Below are 16,561 nucleotides of genomic sequence, written 5' to 3'. Positions count from 1 at the left end.
GCGAAAAATGAAGAATTTGATTTTTTGTGTGGCAAAAACACCTTTTCGTATTTCCCCACATGGGTAAAATGCCCTAATGCTGCACATAACCAATCTTAAAATCCATGACCACTGCCAAAATCCTTGATCCAATCAAACCATGAAAACACCAATGACTATTTCATTATTTATCGCAATTTTAGGAATTTCACTTTCTGCACAGGCTGAAAGTTACCGCGTTTCTCACAAACTATCTTCAAACATGAAGGCCGAACTTCTAGATATCGAAACCGTAGAAACAGCTCCGGCTCGTATTTTACGTAAACTTCCTTATTATATTACTGAAGGCCCAAGATTCGATACAAAGGGCATCGACACCACTTCTATATATATAGAAGAAATTAAAAACTCATTAAGCCAAACTGAACGTTCGTTCTTACAACGAAAATTAAATATCAAAACTTCTAACTTTGAAGGCCAAAGCGAAGTGCGCGAGCTAGTCACTGAAGGCCCAGCGACTAACCGTATTCACCTAACAATCTTAGGTGATGGTTACACACTGCAAGAAAAAGAAAAGTTTTTTGCCGATGCTGAACGTATCACTAAGAATCTTTTTTCAAACGACACGTTTTCTAGCTACCTTCCGCTATTTCAAGTTCATGCGATTTTTACACCTTCAAAAACTTCAGGTATCGGTGATGGCGAATCAAATGACACAGCTTTTGGCTTGTACCGCATGCCGAAAGGTTCAAAACGCGCTATCTACCCGGGTGATGAACGTGCTTTAGACCAAGCGCTTCGCATGGTGGCTCGCACCGATTACCCGATCGTGATTGCTAATGATGATTTTTACGGTGGCCTTGGCGGAAGATACGCAATCTCTACTCGTTCAGTAAAAAGTGGCATGATCGTATTAAACCATGAACTTGGTCATAACTTTGGTGAAGTCGGCGAAGAGTACGACGGTGGACAAGTTTATGCCGGAGCCAACTCAGCCTCTGACGCAAAAGCTTCGCAGTGGTCTCACTGGCGCAATGATAAAAACACGTACAACGCCAAATTCTTAAGTGGCAACTACATCTGGCAAAACTTAAGAAACAAACCTTACAAAACAAACTTTAAAACTCAAGCCAACGAAACTTTAGGTTTAGAGTTAAGCACTGTGGGTTGGTCTAGCCCCGATGACGTTTATGTTTATGTGAACGGTAAAAAATTAGACCTAGGCGATAACTTTCATAACGATAGAAACTTCTACGTTCTTGATAACTTAGAAACGCAACTAGGCAATAACACTTTAGAAGTTAAAGAAAACATCGCTGATGGCGATAATGTTTTAGCAACAGCCTTTCTTTACGCTTACCCACAAGGGTTTAACTTTGAGAAAGATGTTTTAGCTTCGTTTGCGACTTATAGCGATTACGGAACCAAATCCTACCGCCCAACTCATGATGGCTGTTTGATGCGTAATATGAAACTGACTCACTTCTGTGCCGTTGACCAAGAAAACATGTGGCATAAATTTTTGAGCAGAGTTTCACTGTTTGATGCAATCACAGTTACTGGCGATAAAGTTCAAGTCGAGACTCCGAAAATTTCGGGCCTTATGGTTCGTTGGTTTAATGCTGATGGATCTGAGATTGTAGCTTTACGCGATCAGTTTGTAGCCAACCGCACCCAATTCGCTGGGGCTAAAAATATAAAGGTGTCTGTAGAACTACAAACACCTGAAGTTAGAAAGTATGATAGCAAGTTTAAAGTCACTAAGTCGGTTCAACTTTAAGACATAAGTAGTTGTAATTGCGAAGCAATTCGTAATTACACGCGAGAAAACCGCGATTTCAACTGCTAAATACCGCCAGACACAGAAGCGCGGATAGCCGTATGCAATTGGCTCGTTAAACCTAAGCAGTATTTCGTTGTTTCTAAGTTACGAACTAATCCAACTTGAGCTGCGCGCAATTCAACATCCGAAGCATCTAATAAACTTTCGGCTTTTTCGATCGCGCGGTTTCTAGCTTCTTGTTTGCGAGTTAAAACATCCGGTGCTTTTTGCGCGAACTTAGCTTCAATCACTTGGCAATATTTAAGAACTTCAGCTGTGCGCGCATTCATTTTTGAAATCACCACAAGGTTACCTTGAATTTGACCCTTATTATAGATCGTCTCCATTTCAGTGATCACTTGCTTAAATTGAGCAATAGCCTCAGCTAAATTTTGCAAATCACCGAAACCTGCAAAGCTTTTAAATGCGAAAAGACCAATAATTGTCATCGCTGTCAGAAACTTCGTCATACGTCCTCCAAATAAATGCGCTCTGGCGCACTCAGAAAAGGAGTATTACAAGGGCTGTGCCACAAATAGCGTGAAGAATGCTAAAAAATTAGCATGTTAACTTTAGTCTAGAATTGCAGTTTTCTCGAGTGAAAATGTGGATTTAGCGAAGTTCTCATTGCTAACATTTACCTATGCAAAATACCACACGTTTTATTGCCACTTCTCTTATTACATTAACAGTTTTCACATCTAAACCGATCCTAAACGCCCACGGCCAAAGCGGCGATCCGCTTGTGTTTAAGCCTGTTTTAGCTGATCTAAAGCTTTTAAAAGCTGCCAATATTCCGATTCTTTATAAAGACGAAGAAACTCAAGTTGGTTACGCGGTTTTAAATCACGCCGCCGAAAATGCTTTATCTGAAATGGCCCATGCCGTTGGCCGCTGCGGAAACTTTGAAGCTTTAGATGAAATGCCTCGTGATCTAATTTCTGTTCGCGAACAACTACAAGCTTTGAACACTTATAATAAAAGAAACCAAATTCTTTCCTTCTCGCAAGTTGGTGAAATGGCTGAACGCACAGAAATCACTGAAGCCTTAGAACAACTTGATGCGAACAAAATCCGTAACACAGTTGAGTTTTTATCTTCGTTCCCTACCCGTTATAACCGTGGTGCAAATCCGAATAGTCACATCCAACCGTTCATGGACCGTCTAGCTGAAATCGCCAAACAAGCTAACTATCCAATCCATATCGAAACGATTGACCACAAATCAACACCGCAAAAATCGATTAAGCTGACTATCCAAGGTTCAACTCGCCCTTCTGAGATTATAGTTCTTGGTGGTCACTTAGATTCAATCTCTGGTTTTATGGGTATGGGTGGTAAAGCACCGGGTGCCGATGACAACGCTTCTGGATCATCAGCTTTAACTGAAGCTTTAAGAGTATTAACTTTACAACCGCAACCAGAAAGAACGATCGAGTTCTACTGGTATGCCGGTGAAGAATCTGGCTTACTTGGTTCTGCTGAAATCGCAAAACAAGCTAAAGCTGATAACAAAGATATTATCGCCGTTCTTCAATTAGATATGACAATGTTTCCAGGTGATGGCGTTTTAAAAGTGGCTAGCATGACTGATTTTACAAGCCGTTGGTTACGTGACTACTTAGTGGCTGCTAACGACACTTACTTTCACGCTACAATTCAAGAAGATAAATGTGGTTATGGCTGTTCTGACCACGCTTCATGGTACCGCCAAGGATTCCCGACACTGTTTCCTACAGAATCCAAATTTGCTTCTTCTTTCCAAGATATCCACACTGCAAAAGATGTAATCTCTCCGGTGATGAGCTTTGAACACGCGAAATTTTTCTCGAAAGTCGCTCTAACTATGGCAATGGACTTAGGAAATTCTGAACAACGCCAACCGTATTAATCAGCTTGCTGATTAATACTCTGATTTTGATTCGCTTCCAGCGAACCTTATTCTGAAGAGCCGGCATTAGCCGGCTTTTTTTATTGGCGAAATCCTAACGTTTAACGCGCTCCATTGAGCTTGATACGGACTTAGATCTGGGTTTGAATGAGCTTAGATTTGGTTAATATTTTAGCTTTGAGGGGAGTTAAATTATGAATTCACCGCGCGCGTTAGTCGCACTTTCTACAATCGCTTTAACAGTTTTTTTAATCTCTTGCGGTAAAGACGATAAGCCAAAACCTGATGATCAAGTTCGAGTTCGCGAAGCTTCTTTAAACTTAACTTGCGCTACTGACCGCACTAACGCTCCAAATACTTTTGACCGCCCGATCGTAATTCAAGTTTCTTTGGATGGCTTTCGCGCTGATTACATGCAAAAAATTAATCCGCCAAATTTAGCTAAAATTGCTAAAGCGGGAATTTATTCTCCGGGTATGATTCCAAGCTACCCGACTCACACCTACCCCAATCACTTTACATTAGTTACCGGACGCACACCTTCACACCACGGTATTTTAAGTAATGTGTTCTGGGATGAATCAAGAAAAGAAAAATACGATGCTTTCGGTGATTCATCAGGTGATGGCACTTGGTACCAAGGCGAGCCGATCTGGAACGTGGTTGAAAAAAATGGAATGATCGCTCACACCAATCAATGGGTGGGATCAGAAGTTCATGTGAATGGCCAAGATCCAACTTGTTATGCGCCTTATTCATCTAAAGTAACTACCGCTCAACGCGTAAATATCGTAATGGAGTGGTTAAAACTTCCAGCTGAAAAACGCCCACACTATATTAATACATATATTGCGATCATCGATAGCGCTGGCCACTCTGCAGGACCAAACTCTAAAGAAGTTCGCGACGCGGTGATGGAAGCTGACCGTGAAGTGGGTCGTTTATGGGATTTTATTCAAAAATCTGATTTACCGATTAACTTAGTGATTACTTCAGATCACGGCATGCAAGAAAACTTTCAAGATAAAATTATCTTCTTAGGTGATAAAACGAATTTATCTGGCTTTAAATGGAGCGACAAAGGTGCCGCTGTTATGCTTTATCATGATAACGAAGCTCGCGTACAACAAGCTTACAAAGATTTAAAGGCTAAAGAAAACAACTACAAAGTTTATTTACGTAACGAAATTCCTGCGGAATTTAAATTAGATCATCCTGATCGCGTGGGTGATTTATTAGTTATTTCTGAAGCTGGTCACTACATAACTGATCGTACGTTTAATCCGGATAAACCTTACCGCGTAGGTGGTGGTTCGCACGGCTGGCCTGCAAACAACAAATCAATGCACGCCTTATTTATCGCGGCCGGAACTCATATTGCCAAACGTAGAGCGCCGATCACTCATTTCAGCAATATCGACGTTTACCCGTTTGTTATGGAGTTATTAGGTGTGACGACAACTGTTCCGTTTGATGGAACAGCTGCGACACTTAAACCTTTTATCTTACAAGATTAATAGAATAAAATTTTGTGCATTAATTTTAGAATTTGGAACACTTCCTCGCGGATTTGCTCCACATCTTTATGTTCGACCACAGTCTGCCTATGGGCGATTGGATTTCTAACATCTTGAAGCCACATTAACTTTTTCGCTAATAAGACCACACTTGGTTCATCATCAATCACTGATAGTAAGGGCTTAGTTAAAGCTGAACTTTTTCTAGCAAATACTAACAACATCACAGACCACGCTCTTAAACCATCTAAAATCTTAAAGTGCTCATTGATGATTTTAGAATTCATAATCCCTTGAGCCACTAGACCCATTTTATGAACTGGCAATGATTGCACGCTGAAATGTTTTTCAAGCTGTAAGAGCTTTAAAACTTTTTCACCCTGTGGGTAATCTTCATTTAAAGTTAATGAATGCACCACGTTTTGAAATTCGTTTAATTTTGATTCTAACTTTGGAAACAAAATCTTACGGCCTAATTGTTTTTCTAAAACAATATCAATCGCCTTACTATACCCTAGCACCACACTCGATTTATCAACGAAAGCATCGAACAACTCTGGATGTTTAAAGGTCACTTCAGCAGAACGTAAAGCCGCTTTTGAAGCTTCATCAAAGTGTTTATACGAAGGAACCAGCTTTTCGATTTCATGATCAATCGCTAAAATATCTGCGTCAGTTGGAACTGTCTTAGCTTTGGAAAAGCTTTTTTGATGTAAGGCTAATTGATCTTTAAATTCACGAAGCATCGGTAAAGCGTGAAAGTCTGGCTCGCGCTGTTCTAATTGCTCAACAATCTTAGCCGCAGAGACTGCGAAATAATCTGTATCGTTTTCAGGTGGCTTAAATGAGCGAACGATTTTTTCAGCCACACCTGGCGTATTATAGTTTTCAGCAAAGTATTCAAACACGAGACGTTTGGCGCGATTACCCGGAAGACTTAACATCGCATCTAACGCACGACCTGAAATCGATTTAGATTTTGAATTTAAAAATACTGCGATTTGATCTGACAGTGTTTCATCACCAAAGTTTTTAAGCGCCACTATCACGTGAAATTGCACGATATAATTAGGGCTTTTTGCTAATTTTAATAAATACTCTTTATACGCCACAGGCTTAAACTGCGCGATTAATTTTAAAAACCAGATTTGTGTACTTTCTGATTTATCTTGAGCGGCAGCCTTTAAAAAATCAGCCCATTTGTTTTCAGTAAATGGATTTTCTTTACCGTTGATTAAGATTTTTAGAACCGCATTAATATCATCTTCTTCAAAATCTGGATTTTTTGTAAACACCGGAGCTTGAGTGGCTTCGCTCCAGAAATAGCTTTGTGCCTGTGATTCAAAATACACTAGGCAGCTTTTACGCTGATCTGTGTGTTTAGAAAAAACGAATTGGTTTAATTTAGGGCTTGAATAACCTAACTGACCAAATAAACGAATCATACGGCCTAGAGCTTTTGGTTTTAAGTTTTTACCTTCAACTGTAAAAGCCTCTAAAGTTTTTAAACATTGGTTAAAAAGTTTTTCATTTGGTTTGTAAGCTAACAAGTAATAATAAAAATCATTTAAGATCTGGATTTGTTCTGTTTCAGAAACATTTTTAAAATCATCAGATAAAATAAACTTTTTAAGTTCGGGTTCTGGATTAGCTGAATTTAATAAATGGGCTTTGATAAAGTATTTATTTTTAATATCAGCGTACTTTTCTAAAACTTGTAATAAATCAGTTTTAGCATGCGCACTTACGCTTAATAAAAATTCTTCCTGGTTTTTCTCATTCACTAAATGGCTGTACTCTTTATACCAAGCTACAACTTCCGGAAATTCAATCTTAGCTAAGATCTGAAATAACATCGGGCTTAATTCATCTTCAGCTAACATATCAAGAGCCGCTTTAACATCGGCTACCGGAAAAGAGTTAAACTCTAATAACAATGCCGGATGAAATGTACCTTGCGTGATAATTTTATTTAAATAATCCTCTAACTTCCAATCCGATCTGAATTGGCATTGGCTTTTGGCCGCGTTAAAGATTTGGTACTCAAAAGAATCATTTTTAAAATAACTTTCAAGTTCGTTAAAAACTTTTGTGTTCTTTGCAATCTTACCAAGACTTACAACAGCACTTAACGCCACGTCACGAAAATTTTTATTCTTCGCAATAGTCACAAGCATAGGAATAGCGGCTTGCGCTTTTAATTCGCCTAAGGCCAACACTAAGTTTTTAACTAACAACGTTTGTTGTAATTTAAAAGCTCTGTCTAAATCTTGTAAAAACTCAGGCAACAATCTTCTGTCAGACAATTTTCCTAAAGCTAGCACACACGCTGGTTTTAAAGTTTCAGGAGCAAATTTATAAAACTCAGATAAAAATCTGGCCGCCCAAATACTTTTTGTTTCACCTAGCGCCTGAAGAGCCGCTTCAGCTAACGGGATATCTTCGGTTTGTTGGGCTTGCGCACATAAAAATTCTAAACAACGTAAATCAGGATTAGCGACGATGGACTTTAAAATTTGAAACTTAGTTTCGCGCCATCCACATTCATTGAAAATATGAATCAATTCGCGCGTCGAATCGGAATTTTTTTCTAACGCTAAGTGATTAATCGACTTAAACCGCTCCTCGGTATCAAGTGAATGATACTTCGATCGAAGTTCTGATAAATAATCTAACTTTTTACTTTGAGTTTTTGCTATTGCTGACATGCTTTCTTATCGGCAAAAGCGCGTTTAAAAAGGCCTCACCGTAGGTCCAGAATAGCTCTCATTTTTTTGAAAAATTACAGGGTAATTTGCGTCGTTTTAAGAAGAGTTTCAGTCATAACCTTTAGTCCAGCTACATCTTCTTGGGTAAAACGTTTTAAACTCGGCGAATCCACATCAAGAACACCTAAAACTTTACCCCCTTGAATTAACGGAATAACGATTTCAGAACGCGATGCTGAATCACAAGCGATATGACCTGGAAAGCTATCCACATCATCAACCAAAATAGCTTCACGCTTAGCTGCAGAAGTGCCACACACACCACGGCCAAAAGCAATCTTCATACAAGCCGGCTTACCTTGAAATGGGCCAAGGATAAGCTCTTCAGAAACATTTAAATAAAAACCAACCCAGTTAATATCTGGAAGTTGATCAAATACCAGAGCTGAAAACTGCGACAAATTCGTGAACCAATGCTTATCAAGATTATGAACAAGCTCTTCATTCAGCTTTTTGTAAAATTCAGTTTTGTTTGCATAGTTAATTTTTTCAGCACCGTATGACATATGCAAAAGACTATAGTCCAACTTCACATCCAGAGGCAATTTATTGCTCATACTCTTTAGGCTAATTGGCTTAAAATGAATAAAAACCACAACCAAAACGGAGAACAACGTCCATGACCAAAAATGCGATCTTATTTTTAGTTTTGCTAGTGACGACATCTGGAATTACATCAAAAGCAAATGCAGCCGGTGCTGTTATTATCGAACCTGGAATCGGCTATAAAGAAGAAACCTTAAAGCTAACTACCCTATCTAATAGCTTAACTAAAATTTCTATGAAGGGCCCTGTGGCCAGCCTTAAATTAGGCGTGCAATCAGCAGCTGGTGTTAGTCTTTTGTTAGCGGGCGAACAATTACGCGGTAAAGCTGAAATCGAAGGTAACCAAATCGATAAACCGGCCTTCACTCACACGATTGCAGGCTTTCAAATTGGCGTAAGCGCAATGAACGCGATGAAAATTTATTTGGGTTATTCACCAATGAACAAATTAGCTTTTGAAGCCGATGGCTCAGTGCAAGAGATGACTTTAAACGGCCAGACTTACACAGCCGGCGTGATGTTCTTTCCGTTTCGTTATATCGGTTTAGGCGTTCAATACAACGTGAACCAATTTAAAGAAGTTGAAGGTCCACAATACACATCTGGAAAAGATGTAGATCTTTATTTCGATAAAATCGACTCAACCGATTTATCATTCACCCTATCAATCATGCTTTAGGTGCCAGGTCCTATTTCTTGTCACACTGCTTTCCAAAAAGGTACGGCCTACCTTTTTGGGTTTTCTCATAATGAGACTGGTGTAATTCGTTTTTCGTCACTTAAATTTTCTTAGACAGCTAAACTAAAAATTAATGGGGTTTTATCCGCACGGCTCTTGGTACAACAGCTGCAATTAAAACCTGTTATGAAAAAACAAATTTTAACAATCGCGTCTATTCTAGCTCTTTCAACTTTTGCTCACGCTAAAAAATGCACGACTGAAAATGTCGGAAATTCTCCAAAAGGCACCCCGATGCAAACCACTTGGTTAAACATCAGCCCTGATGGTTCATTTACTATTGCTGTAAACTACGCAGGCGGCAGAGCTAAAGGCACGGTAACTTTAAAAGCCGGAAGCTTTGTTAAACAAAATATTTTAGTGGGTGTTTCAAACTCAGGTAATCTTATTTATGATGATCCAGAAGACCAATACGGATCTTACGAAGTACCTTGCTCGATGAATGAAGACAATAACGTGATGACAACTGGCGGAGATGTGCAATTCGTTCTAAGATCATCGTTTCCAATGGGAGCGACTCACAACGGATATCAGCCAAACACTGATCCAAACCATGTTCCTGCGCAACAACACCAAGCTCCACCAACAATGATTCAGTCAAACTCTGGCAAAAACATCGTTCAGTAAAAAATAAATCGACTTTAAAATGCAAAAAACCCAAGGTGATGAACCTTGGGTTTTTTGTTTTTTTCGTTAGATGAAAGAGTATCTAATTACTCAACGTTACCAGATAAAGCCATGTTAACAGCTTTGTCAGCTTGAACCATACCTTTACCGTATTGGTTTTGGTCGTTTGGAGTAAGAGCTGTAGCTGTAGTAGCTAAGATTGTTCTGATCTGAGCTGGAGTTAATTTTTTGTTTGCAGATTTGATTAACGCTACAACACCAGCCACGTGTGGAGTTGCCATTGAAGTACCATCAAACATGGCGTAGTCAGAAGCTGAAGTTGAAATCGCAGCAGAAGCTTTTTGGCCAGCTTTGATTTGCTCAACTAATTTTAGACCAACAGTTTGTTCGATCATAACTACTGCTACGTCTAATTCAGAACCGTCTTCAGTTAAAGCACCTTGCATTAAACCAGTTGTGTTGTTGTAAACAACTACACCAGCAGCTTTAGCAGCTAAAGCGTTTTTAACTTTGTCAGCGAAAGTGATTTCACCGCGGCTGATTAAAGCGAATTTACCAGCTACGTTGATACCTTTGAAATCTTCTGCTTTACCAAGACCTGCAGGAACTAACTCACCAACTTTAGGAGTTGCGAATAATTTTGTTCCCCCGAACGCTGCAGATTTAACTAAAGTAGATTGACCATCAATAGTGATTTCAGTTGAAGAATCACGGCCTGTACCTTGTGGAACAGTCGATACAACTGCTGCACCTGGAGCTACGATATCTAATTCAGGACCCCATTGAGAAAAGCTAGTTTTAGTGATTGAAGAATCAACCGCACCAACTGCTACTACTGTTGGTAATGCTGCTGGGAAAGAAACTTGTGGGTTACCACCGTTACCAGACGCGGCAACTACTGTAACACCAGCTTTTTCTGCATTTGCTACAGCTGTTCTTTCAGCTGAAGAAGAAGAAGGACCACCTAAAGACATAGAGATCACATCAACTTTTTCTTGGATACCCCAGTTGATACCTTGAGCAACTGCGATGTTTGAACAACCTAAGTCGCCGCATACGCGACCCATTAAGATTTTCGCTAAAGGAGCAACACCTGTGAAACCAGTTTTTTCGTTGTATGCACCTGCGATAGTACCAGCACAGTGAGTACCGTGACCTTCTTTATCAATGAAATCTTCTGGGTTTGGACCATCGAAAGATTGGAAGAAGTTACGACCTTTTTCAAAGTTAGCTTTTAAAGCTGGGTGTTTTGGATCGATACCAGTATCTAATACTAATACGCGAGCGTTTTTACCGGCTTGAGCGTTATCCCAAGCGGCGCCAGCGTGAACTGCCATGATACCCCATGGAGTTGCAACACCTTCATTTAAGTGAGGAACTGATTGAGTGTCATCAGAAGCCACTGGAGCAACTTCGTTCCAAGTTCTAACAGCTCTTGCTAATTTGTAACCGTTAACTGGTTTTGGAGCTGGAGAGAATCTCTCGGCTTCAACTACTAAAACTTCTGGGTGATTTTTTAAAGCTTCGATCGCTTTAGCGTTTGATACTTCTAAAACTTGACCGTTGATGTTTGCTAAAGAGTCTTCAACTTTTAAAGAAGAAACACCTTCAGTTAACATATATTGGTTCATCGCTGCGTAACCTTGTTGTGATTTGTACATAACAAGATAGCGTTCCTTCGCTGATGCTACGTTGCTTAAAGCAACAGTTGCTAGCACGCTTACGATTAATTTCATGCTGATAGTTTTCATAATCCCTCTTTCCCTGGATTGTTTGTTTGCTGGACCTTGATCCTGATGCAGATAAGTTGAACCCAATTTGGAACTAGTGGCAAAAATATTTTTGAGCAGTAAATTCACTGAGATACATAAAAATGAAAAAGTGAAATGATCTGAAATCGCAGCGGAGTTCCAAACTGGAACCAAATCCAAAATAATTGGGTTACATCACAAAATATAATTAGAACTGCTATTAAGTATAAGTTAATTTTATATTTGAGCTTAAATGTTGTGCTAAATTATTTTTAACGCGCGGTGTTTTTTCAAACAAATCTTGATTCAAAATTCTGCGGAGGGACTGAGCAACGCAGTCAAATAAGCTTTCGCAGCAATGAAATACAAATAAAAAAGGAAGATTCCCGAGTGAAAATCTTCCTTTTACTGATGAAGTTATCTGTTGTGAGGACAATAAGTCCAGTGCAGCTCGAGCGAGCCGCACATCCTGCGCCTCCGCGCCCTTAATGAATGAATTCAGTGTGAAGTTTTTGAATCGCCTTCTCACCGTTTGCAGCATCTACTAAAAAGCAGAAGTTATGTTTACTCGCGCCTAAGCAGATCATACGCACATTAATATCTTCAATCGCTGTGAAAATCTTTTTCGCTAAGCCCGCTGTATGATTGATGTTGTTACCAATTAACGAAACAAGGCTATACCCATTTTCAATTTGTACATCGGCAAACTGTTTTAAATCCTGCACTAATTGCGACTGCGATTTAATTTCACCATCAATAGTTACTGATACCGAAATCTCTGATGTCGTAATCGCATCGATTGAAATTTTATGATCATTAAACACTTTAAAAATTTTAAATAAGAAACCATGCGTTTGTAACATTTCAGGAGTTGAAAGCGTTACAAGCGTTTGATTTTTACGAAGAGCCAACGCACGCATTAATGGAGCTTGTGTAACTTCTTTTTTAACCCAAGTTCCTTTTTTAGCAGGGTCAAAACTTGATCCCACGAACACTGGGATATTTTTTCTCATTGCAGGTTCAACGGTTGCTGGGTGCAGAACTTTCGCACCGAAGATCGCCATCTCTGACGCTTCTTTAAATGAAATTTCATCAATGAATTTAGCTTCTTTACAGATACGCGGATCAGTTGTGGCAATCCCCGTTACGTCTGTCCAAATTTCCAATGTCGACGCATTTAAACCTTCAGCGAAAAGTGCGGCTGAATAATCACTGCCACCACGACCTAATGTTGTCGAGTTTCCGCTTAAACTGCGGCCGATGTAACCCTGAGTAACTATCACGTATTTATCTTGTGGGTATTTACTTAGAATTTGTGACTGCGCAAGCTCTGCGATTTTTGCAATTTGCGGGCGCGCTGAACCAAACTGATCATCAGTGGCAATAACATCTCTGGCATCGAATAAAACAACTTCTTTTTTAACATTAGCTTTCGCTAATTGAGTTTTCATCGCTTGTGCGAATAAGACTGAAGATGTTCTTTCACCTAAACTTAAGAGAATATCTAAAGCACGTGGCGAACAGTCTTTTAAAAGCTGCATACCTTTAGCGATTGATAACATTTCTTCAAACAATTGAATTAGCGGCGCATGGTCTTGCGGAAGACCTAGGTCTTTAGCGATAGTCTGGTGTTTGGCAATGAGTTCAGCCGCCAGCATTTGCACTTGGTTTGAATCACCCTTTTCTGCAGTTTGACCTAAAGAAATCAATTGGTTTGTTGTGCCCGAAGTAGCTGACACACAGATTAGAAAAGACTTCTGCTGAACAGAAATTTCCGCAGAACGTAGCATACATTCCGCATTCCCCATTGAAGTACCACCAAATTTTGAAACGACTAAAGACATAAAAAGACCCCGTATTGTTGTACGAGGTCTAAGCGTAGTAAAAGATTAAATTGGAGTCTACTTTTTTTGCAGCCAGGTATTAAATTACTTCGGTGCTTCTTCGAGCTTTTGCTCTTTAGGGCGGTTGCGGTTAACAAAGTTTCTCATGGCTTTATCTAACTGCATGTTAAAATCGAAATCTCCAGTGATTCCAGGATGTTTTTTCATATCCTTTAAGAACGCCATGTAATCCTGATTAGATAAAAATGTCATCGGAGGATGTTTAGAAGTCTTCATCATCGGGCCTACATTAAATCTTAAGCCAGCAGCTGCGTGACAACCTAAGCATGAACCATTGATGTTATCCACAGGTCCATTTAAACGTGTCGAATAACGGTCTAATTCCGGCGGTAGTGAATCGCCCATAGGTAATCGTTTAAGAAGATGGTTGTTTCTTGAACCCTCGAAAATATGACTTTCACCCGCGCCTAGGCCGTATTGAAGCCCAACCGGACGCATATATTTTAAAGGCTCTGGAATATTCATATCGGCCAAATATTCGTTTTTAAAATTTGGATCAAAATAATATGTTAGCATAATCCAATTTTTTAAAAGAGGATTCGTTCCTTTTAAGCGCGAGTCTTTTAACGAAATATCAATTTGCACTAAAGCGACATTCGATAATTCACGAATACTTTCATCGTGCGCAGTTTTTCCGTCGTCTTGACGGGCATGACTGACATGAGTCCACCAATTGTAGGCTTTTAGATCTGATGAGCTTGAAGTCCATTGGCCGCGCATTTGATTCTGCCAATCAGGCATAGTGTTGAACAATAATTTAAACGCTAACCCACCATCTGGTGATTTAAATTGTGGACGCATATCTGTAATTGTTGGCAGCATAGCGTTTTTCTCATTAAAGAAATTGGCATACTCACCGCAAACAGGCTTATTGAAAAAAGAAATTCCCCAAGTTACCGCATCTTCAGTCATTTCAACGTCTCTAGGTACTGTGTACACATGCGTACTTCTGATTGGAAATTCTTTTGTTAAACCGTGAATCGCTTCACGTCCTTTTTCAGTCACGTTTAACCAAGGCGTATTACACCAAGTACGTAAGCTGTTTGAACGAAAATGGCTTTCATACTGAGTTTTACCTTGAGTTTTATCAGCGTCAAACCAACCTTCAAAAATATAACGTTGTAAAATTTTGGCTAGCTTTTCTGCGTCTTGAATATTGGTCACATCTAAATTTTCGCCGCCCCATGGTTCTTCTTTAATTTTTTGGCGATTTCTGTTTTTTGTTTTTTTAGCTACCGTTTGCTGATCTTCAACGAATTTAAAAAGTGGATTGTAAGGTTTTAAATTAAGATCTTTCACTTTAGCCTGATCTTCAGGACACATCAAAGGCTGTATAACTTTATTTGAATTTCTTGATAGTTTTGTCGGCTGTAAAACATCTAAAACTACAAACCCGTTTTCAGCAGAATCAGCGGGATAGTTCATTGTTCCGCAACCGATACTTCTATTTTCTGCTCTGGCTGGTGAACGATCTTTCTCGCTAGAAATACACCCTGAAAAAGAAACTAAAGCCGTTAATCCAAAAGACACCGTTTGAGTTCTAAGTTTTTTCATATGGCTTTCATTATAGAGAGAATATTTCTTTGTTTAAAGGCTGGTAAATGTAGAGTTGGTCGATGGTCCAGCCTGCGCCAATTCTCGAGTGAAAATCCAACAAAAGACGGTCAAAAAAACTAAATCTCAAAATGAGACAACTGTTAGCTTTATAACAGTTGTGATGACCATTAACAGCCTAGTTCTTGTTTGATACGTTATTACCCACTTAAATACGCATAAAACGGAACAACCTATGCATTTGTTATTCTTGAATATTCTTATTTAAGGAGAAACACAAATGACACAGAGATTTAAAAAAGGCTTACTTCTAGGTTTGGCGCAAATCTCTTTTGTGACTTCAGCATTTGCTTACGACGCCATTAACTTGAATGTTCAAACTCATGATCTGGCTCATTATAAAGATTTGGCTGAAAAGTATGAGTTCGCTCCTGGCCAATTACAATTAAATCGCGAAGCACCGGTTAACTTCGAAGCGCTTGAAACTCGTGGGCAAGGTTCTATTTCTTATTCTCGTAGAAATTTCGGCATTAAACTCGAAGCACCTATTCGTGTAGGCCGTGTTGAATCTAAAAAATTAGACTTATTAAGCATGTCAGCTGATGCTGGTTATATCTCTACCCGCTTAGGATTATTAACAGCTGAAGCCTTGCAAATCGGTACTCCGTTACCAACAGCTTATTTCGAATTATTCTTAAATGGTAAATCAAATGGCCTGTATCTCGCTGTAGAAAAACCAAAATCAGCGATGAACAAAAGCCCTTACGTGGTTCGCCGTGGTTATAAATCACGCTTTGACCACGATGGCGCAGAAGTTTCTAAAAAATTAACTCTGTCTCAAACCGAAGAAATCAAAGCGGTAGCGGATTCTATTTATACTGATATCGCGACTAAAACCGGCGAAACGCTGTTTAATTCACTAAAAAGCAAAATGGATATTGATGCTTACATGCGCTGGATGGCAATGAATTCACTTTACACAAACGGTGACTTTCCAGATGAAATCTTCTTCTTTGCAGATAGCGAGATGTACAAGCAAGGTAAGATCTATTTTCGCGTAACACCATGGGATACAGATGATCTATTTAAAGCCATGCACAACGTACCTATTAACGCAACAGAAGCCGCAAAGCCTGAAAATATGAAATCCATCTTATACAGCTACGAAGATAAATTAGACCGCGCATTTGCTCCGGTAAATGCCTATATGTACGAACAGTTCAAAGCAACGACTCGCACTGTAATTACAAAATTAAACCAAGACGTAACTGATGGCATGTTAAGACATATCTACTCTGAACTTCAAGAGTACTTAACAAACCAAAACGTACTTACACTGAGCGGAAAAGATTCAGGCCGCAAAGGTGTTATGTACACAAAATCAGAAATTGAAAATATTTTTTTAAAACGCAAAAAACAAATCGATGAGCGTCGTGCCATCCTATTAGAAAGAGTTAAATAAT

Annotated in this window: 12 protein-coding genes; 6 read left to right on the top strand and 6 right to left on the bottom strand. The window is 39.3% G+C overall.

The window, feature by feature from the left end:
• Nucleotides 1–139: 139 nt before the first annotated feature.
• Nucleotides 140–1,759 carry a M64 family metallopeptidase gene (locus ACKWCF_RS07695; RefSeq protein ID WP_409480129.1) on the top strand — a complete coding sequence of 540 codons (1,620 nt, stop codon included), beginning with the start codon at nt 140–142 and terminating at the stop codon, nt 1,757–1,759.
• Nucleotides 1,760–1,824: 65 nt separating this feature from the next.
• Here the strand turns inward: ACKWCF_RS07695 and ACKWCF_RS07690 are convergent, their stop codons facing one another.
• Nucleotides 1,825–2,271: a hypothetical protein gene (locus ACKWCF_RS07690; RefSeq protein ID WP_409480128.1), complete on the bottom strand. Its 447-nt coding sequence runs from the start codon at nt 2,269–2,271 to the stop codon at nt 1,825–1,827.
• A 173-nt stretch (nt 2,272–2,444) separates the two neighbouring features.
• Here ACKWCF_RS07690 and ACKWCF_RS07685 point away from each other — a divergent pair, with 173 nt between their 5' ends.
• Together ACKWCF_RS07685 and ACKWCF_RS07680 are read left to right on the top strand one after the other, a co-directional pair.
• Nucleotides 2,445–3,692, top strand: coding sequence for a M20/M25/M40 family metallo-hydrolase (locus tag ACKWCF_RS07685; protein ID WP_409480127.1), 1,248 nt, complete (start codon nt 2,445–2,447; stop codon nt 3,690–3,692).
• Between the two features lie 194 nt (nt 3,693–3,886).
• Nucleotides 3,887–5,209, top strand: a complete 1,323-nt coding sequence (locus ACKWCF_RS07680) for an alkaline phosphatase family protein (protein WP_409480126.1) — start codon at nt 3,887–3,889, stop codon at nt 5,207–5,209.
• Here the strand turns inward: ACKWCF_RS07680 and ACKWCF_RS07675 are convergent.
• Both ACKWCF_RS07675 and ACKWCF_RS07670 read right to left on the bottom strand, forming a co-directional pair.
• Nucleotides 5,206–7,917 carry a HEAT repeat domain-containing protein gene (locus tag ACKWCF_RS07675; protein WP_409480125.1) on the bottom strand — a complete coding sequence of 904 codons (2,712 nt, stop codon included), beginning with the start codon at nt 7,915–7,917 and terminating at the stop codon, nt 5,206–5,208. The two genes, ACKWCF_RS07680 and ACKWCF_RS07675, sit on opposite strands and share 4 nt — an antisense overlap.
• 74 nt (nt 7,918–7,991) lie before the next feature.
• Nucleotides 7,992–8,534, bottom strand: coding sequence for a GAF domain-containing protein (locus tag ACKWCF_RS07670; protein WP_409480124.1), 543 nt, complete (start codon nt 8,532–8,534; stop codon nt 7,992–7,994).
• 62 nt (nt 8,535–8,596) lie between these two features.
• Here ACKWCF_RS07670 and ACKWCF_RS07665 point away from each other — a divergent pair, with 62 nt between their 5' ends.
• Together ACKWCF_RS07665 and ACKWCF_RS07660 are read left to right on the top strand one after the other, a co-directional pair.
• On the top strand, nt 8,597–9,202 hold the full coding sequence (locus ACKWCF_RS07665; RefSeq protein WP_409480123.1) for a hypothetical protein: 606 nt from the start codon (nt 8,597–8,599) through the stop codon (nt 9,200–9,202).
• Between the two features lie 186 nt (nt 9,203–9,388).
• Complete coding sequence (locus tag ACKWCF_RS07660) at nt 9,389–9,889, top strand: hypothetical protein (RefSeq protein ID WP_409480122.1); 501 nt, start codon at nt 9,389–9,391, stop codon at nt 9,887–9,889.
• 86 nt (nt 9,890–9,975) lie between these two features.
• Here the strand turns inward: ACKWCF_RS07660 and ACKWCF_RS07655 are convergent, their stop codons facing one another.
• The 3 genes from ACKWCF_RS07655 to ACKWCF_RS07645 all read right to left on the bottom strand — a co-directional run bounded on the left by ACKWCF_RS07655 (nt 9,976) and on the right by ACKWCF_RS07645 (nt 15,098).
• Nucleotides 9,976–11,640 carry a S8 family serine peptidase gene (locus ACKWCF_RS07655; RefSeq protein ID WP_409480121.1) on the bottom strand — a complete coding sequence of 555 codons (1,665 nt, stop codon included), beginning with the start codon at nt 11,638–11,640 and terminating at the stop codon, nt 9,976–9,978.
• A 485-nt stretch (nt 11,641–12,125) separates the two neighbouring features.
• A complete protein-coding gene (gene lysC, locus ACKWCF_RS07650) occupies nt 12,126–13,484 on the bottom strand; it encodes a lysine-sensitive aspartokinase 3 (RefSeq protein WP_409480120.1) in 1,359 nt (452 codons plus the stop codon).
• 84 nt (nt 13,485–13,568) lie between these two features.
• Nucleotides 13,569–15,098, bottom strand: coding sequence for a hypothetical protein (locus tag ACKWCF_RS07645; RefSeq protein WP_409480119.1), 1,530 nt, complete (start codon nt 15,096–15,098; stop codon nt 13,569–13,571).
• Nucleotides 15,099–15,378: 280 nt separating this feature from the next.
• Here ACKWCF_RS07645 and ACKWCF_RS07640 point away from each other — a divergent pair, with 280 nt between their 5' ends.
• Nucleotides 15,379–16,560 carry a CotH kinase family protein gene (locus ACKWCF_RS07640; RefSeq protein ID WP_409480118.1) on the top strand — a complete coding sequence of 394 codons (1,182 nt, stop codon included), beginning with the start codon at nt 15,379–15,381 and terminating at the stop codon, nt 16,558–16,560.
• Nucleotide 16,561 lies beyond the last annotated feature (1 nt).

The sequence above is a fragment of the Pseudobdellovibrio sp. HCB154 genome, from assembly GCF_046267985.1.
In the GTDB taxonomy this organism is placed as follows: Bacteria; Bdellovibrionota; Bdellovibrionia; order Bdellovibrionales; family Bdellovibrionaceae; genus Pseudobdellovibrio.
The sequence above is the reverse complement of the archived record's forward strand: the minus strand, read 5'-3'. Positions and strand labels throughout refer to the sequence as shown.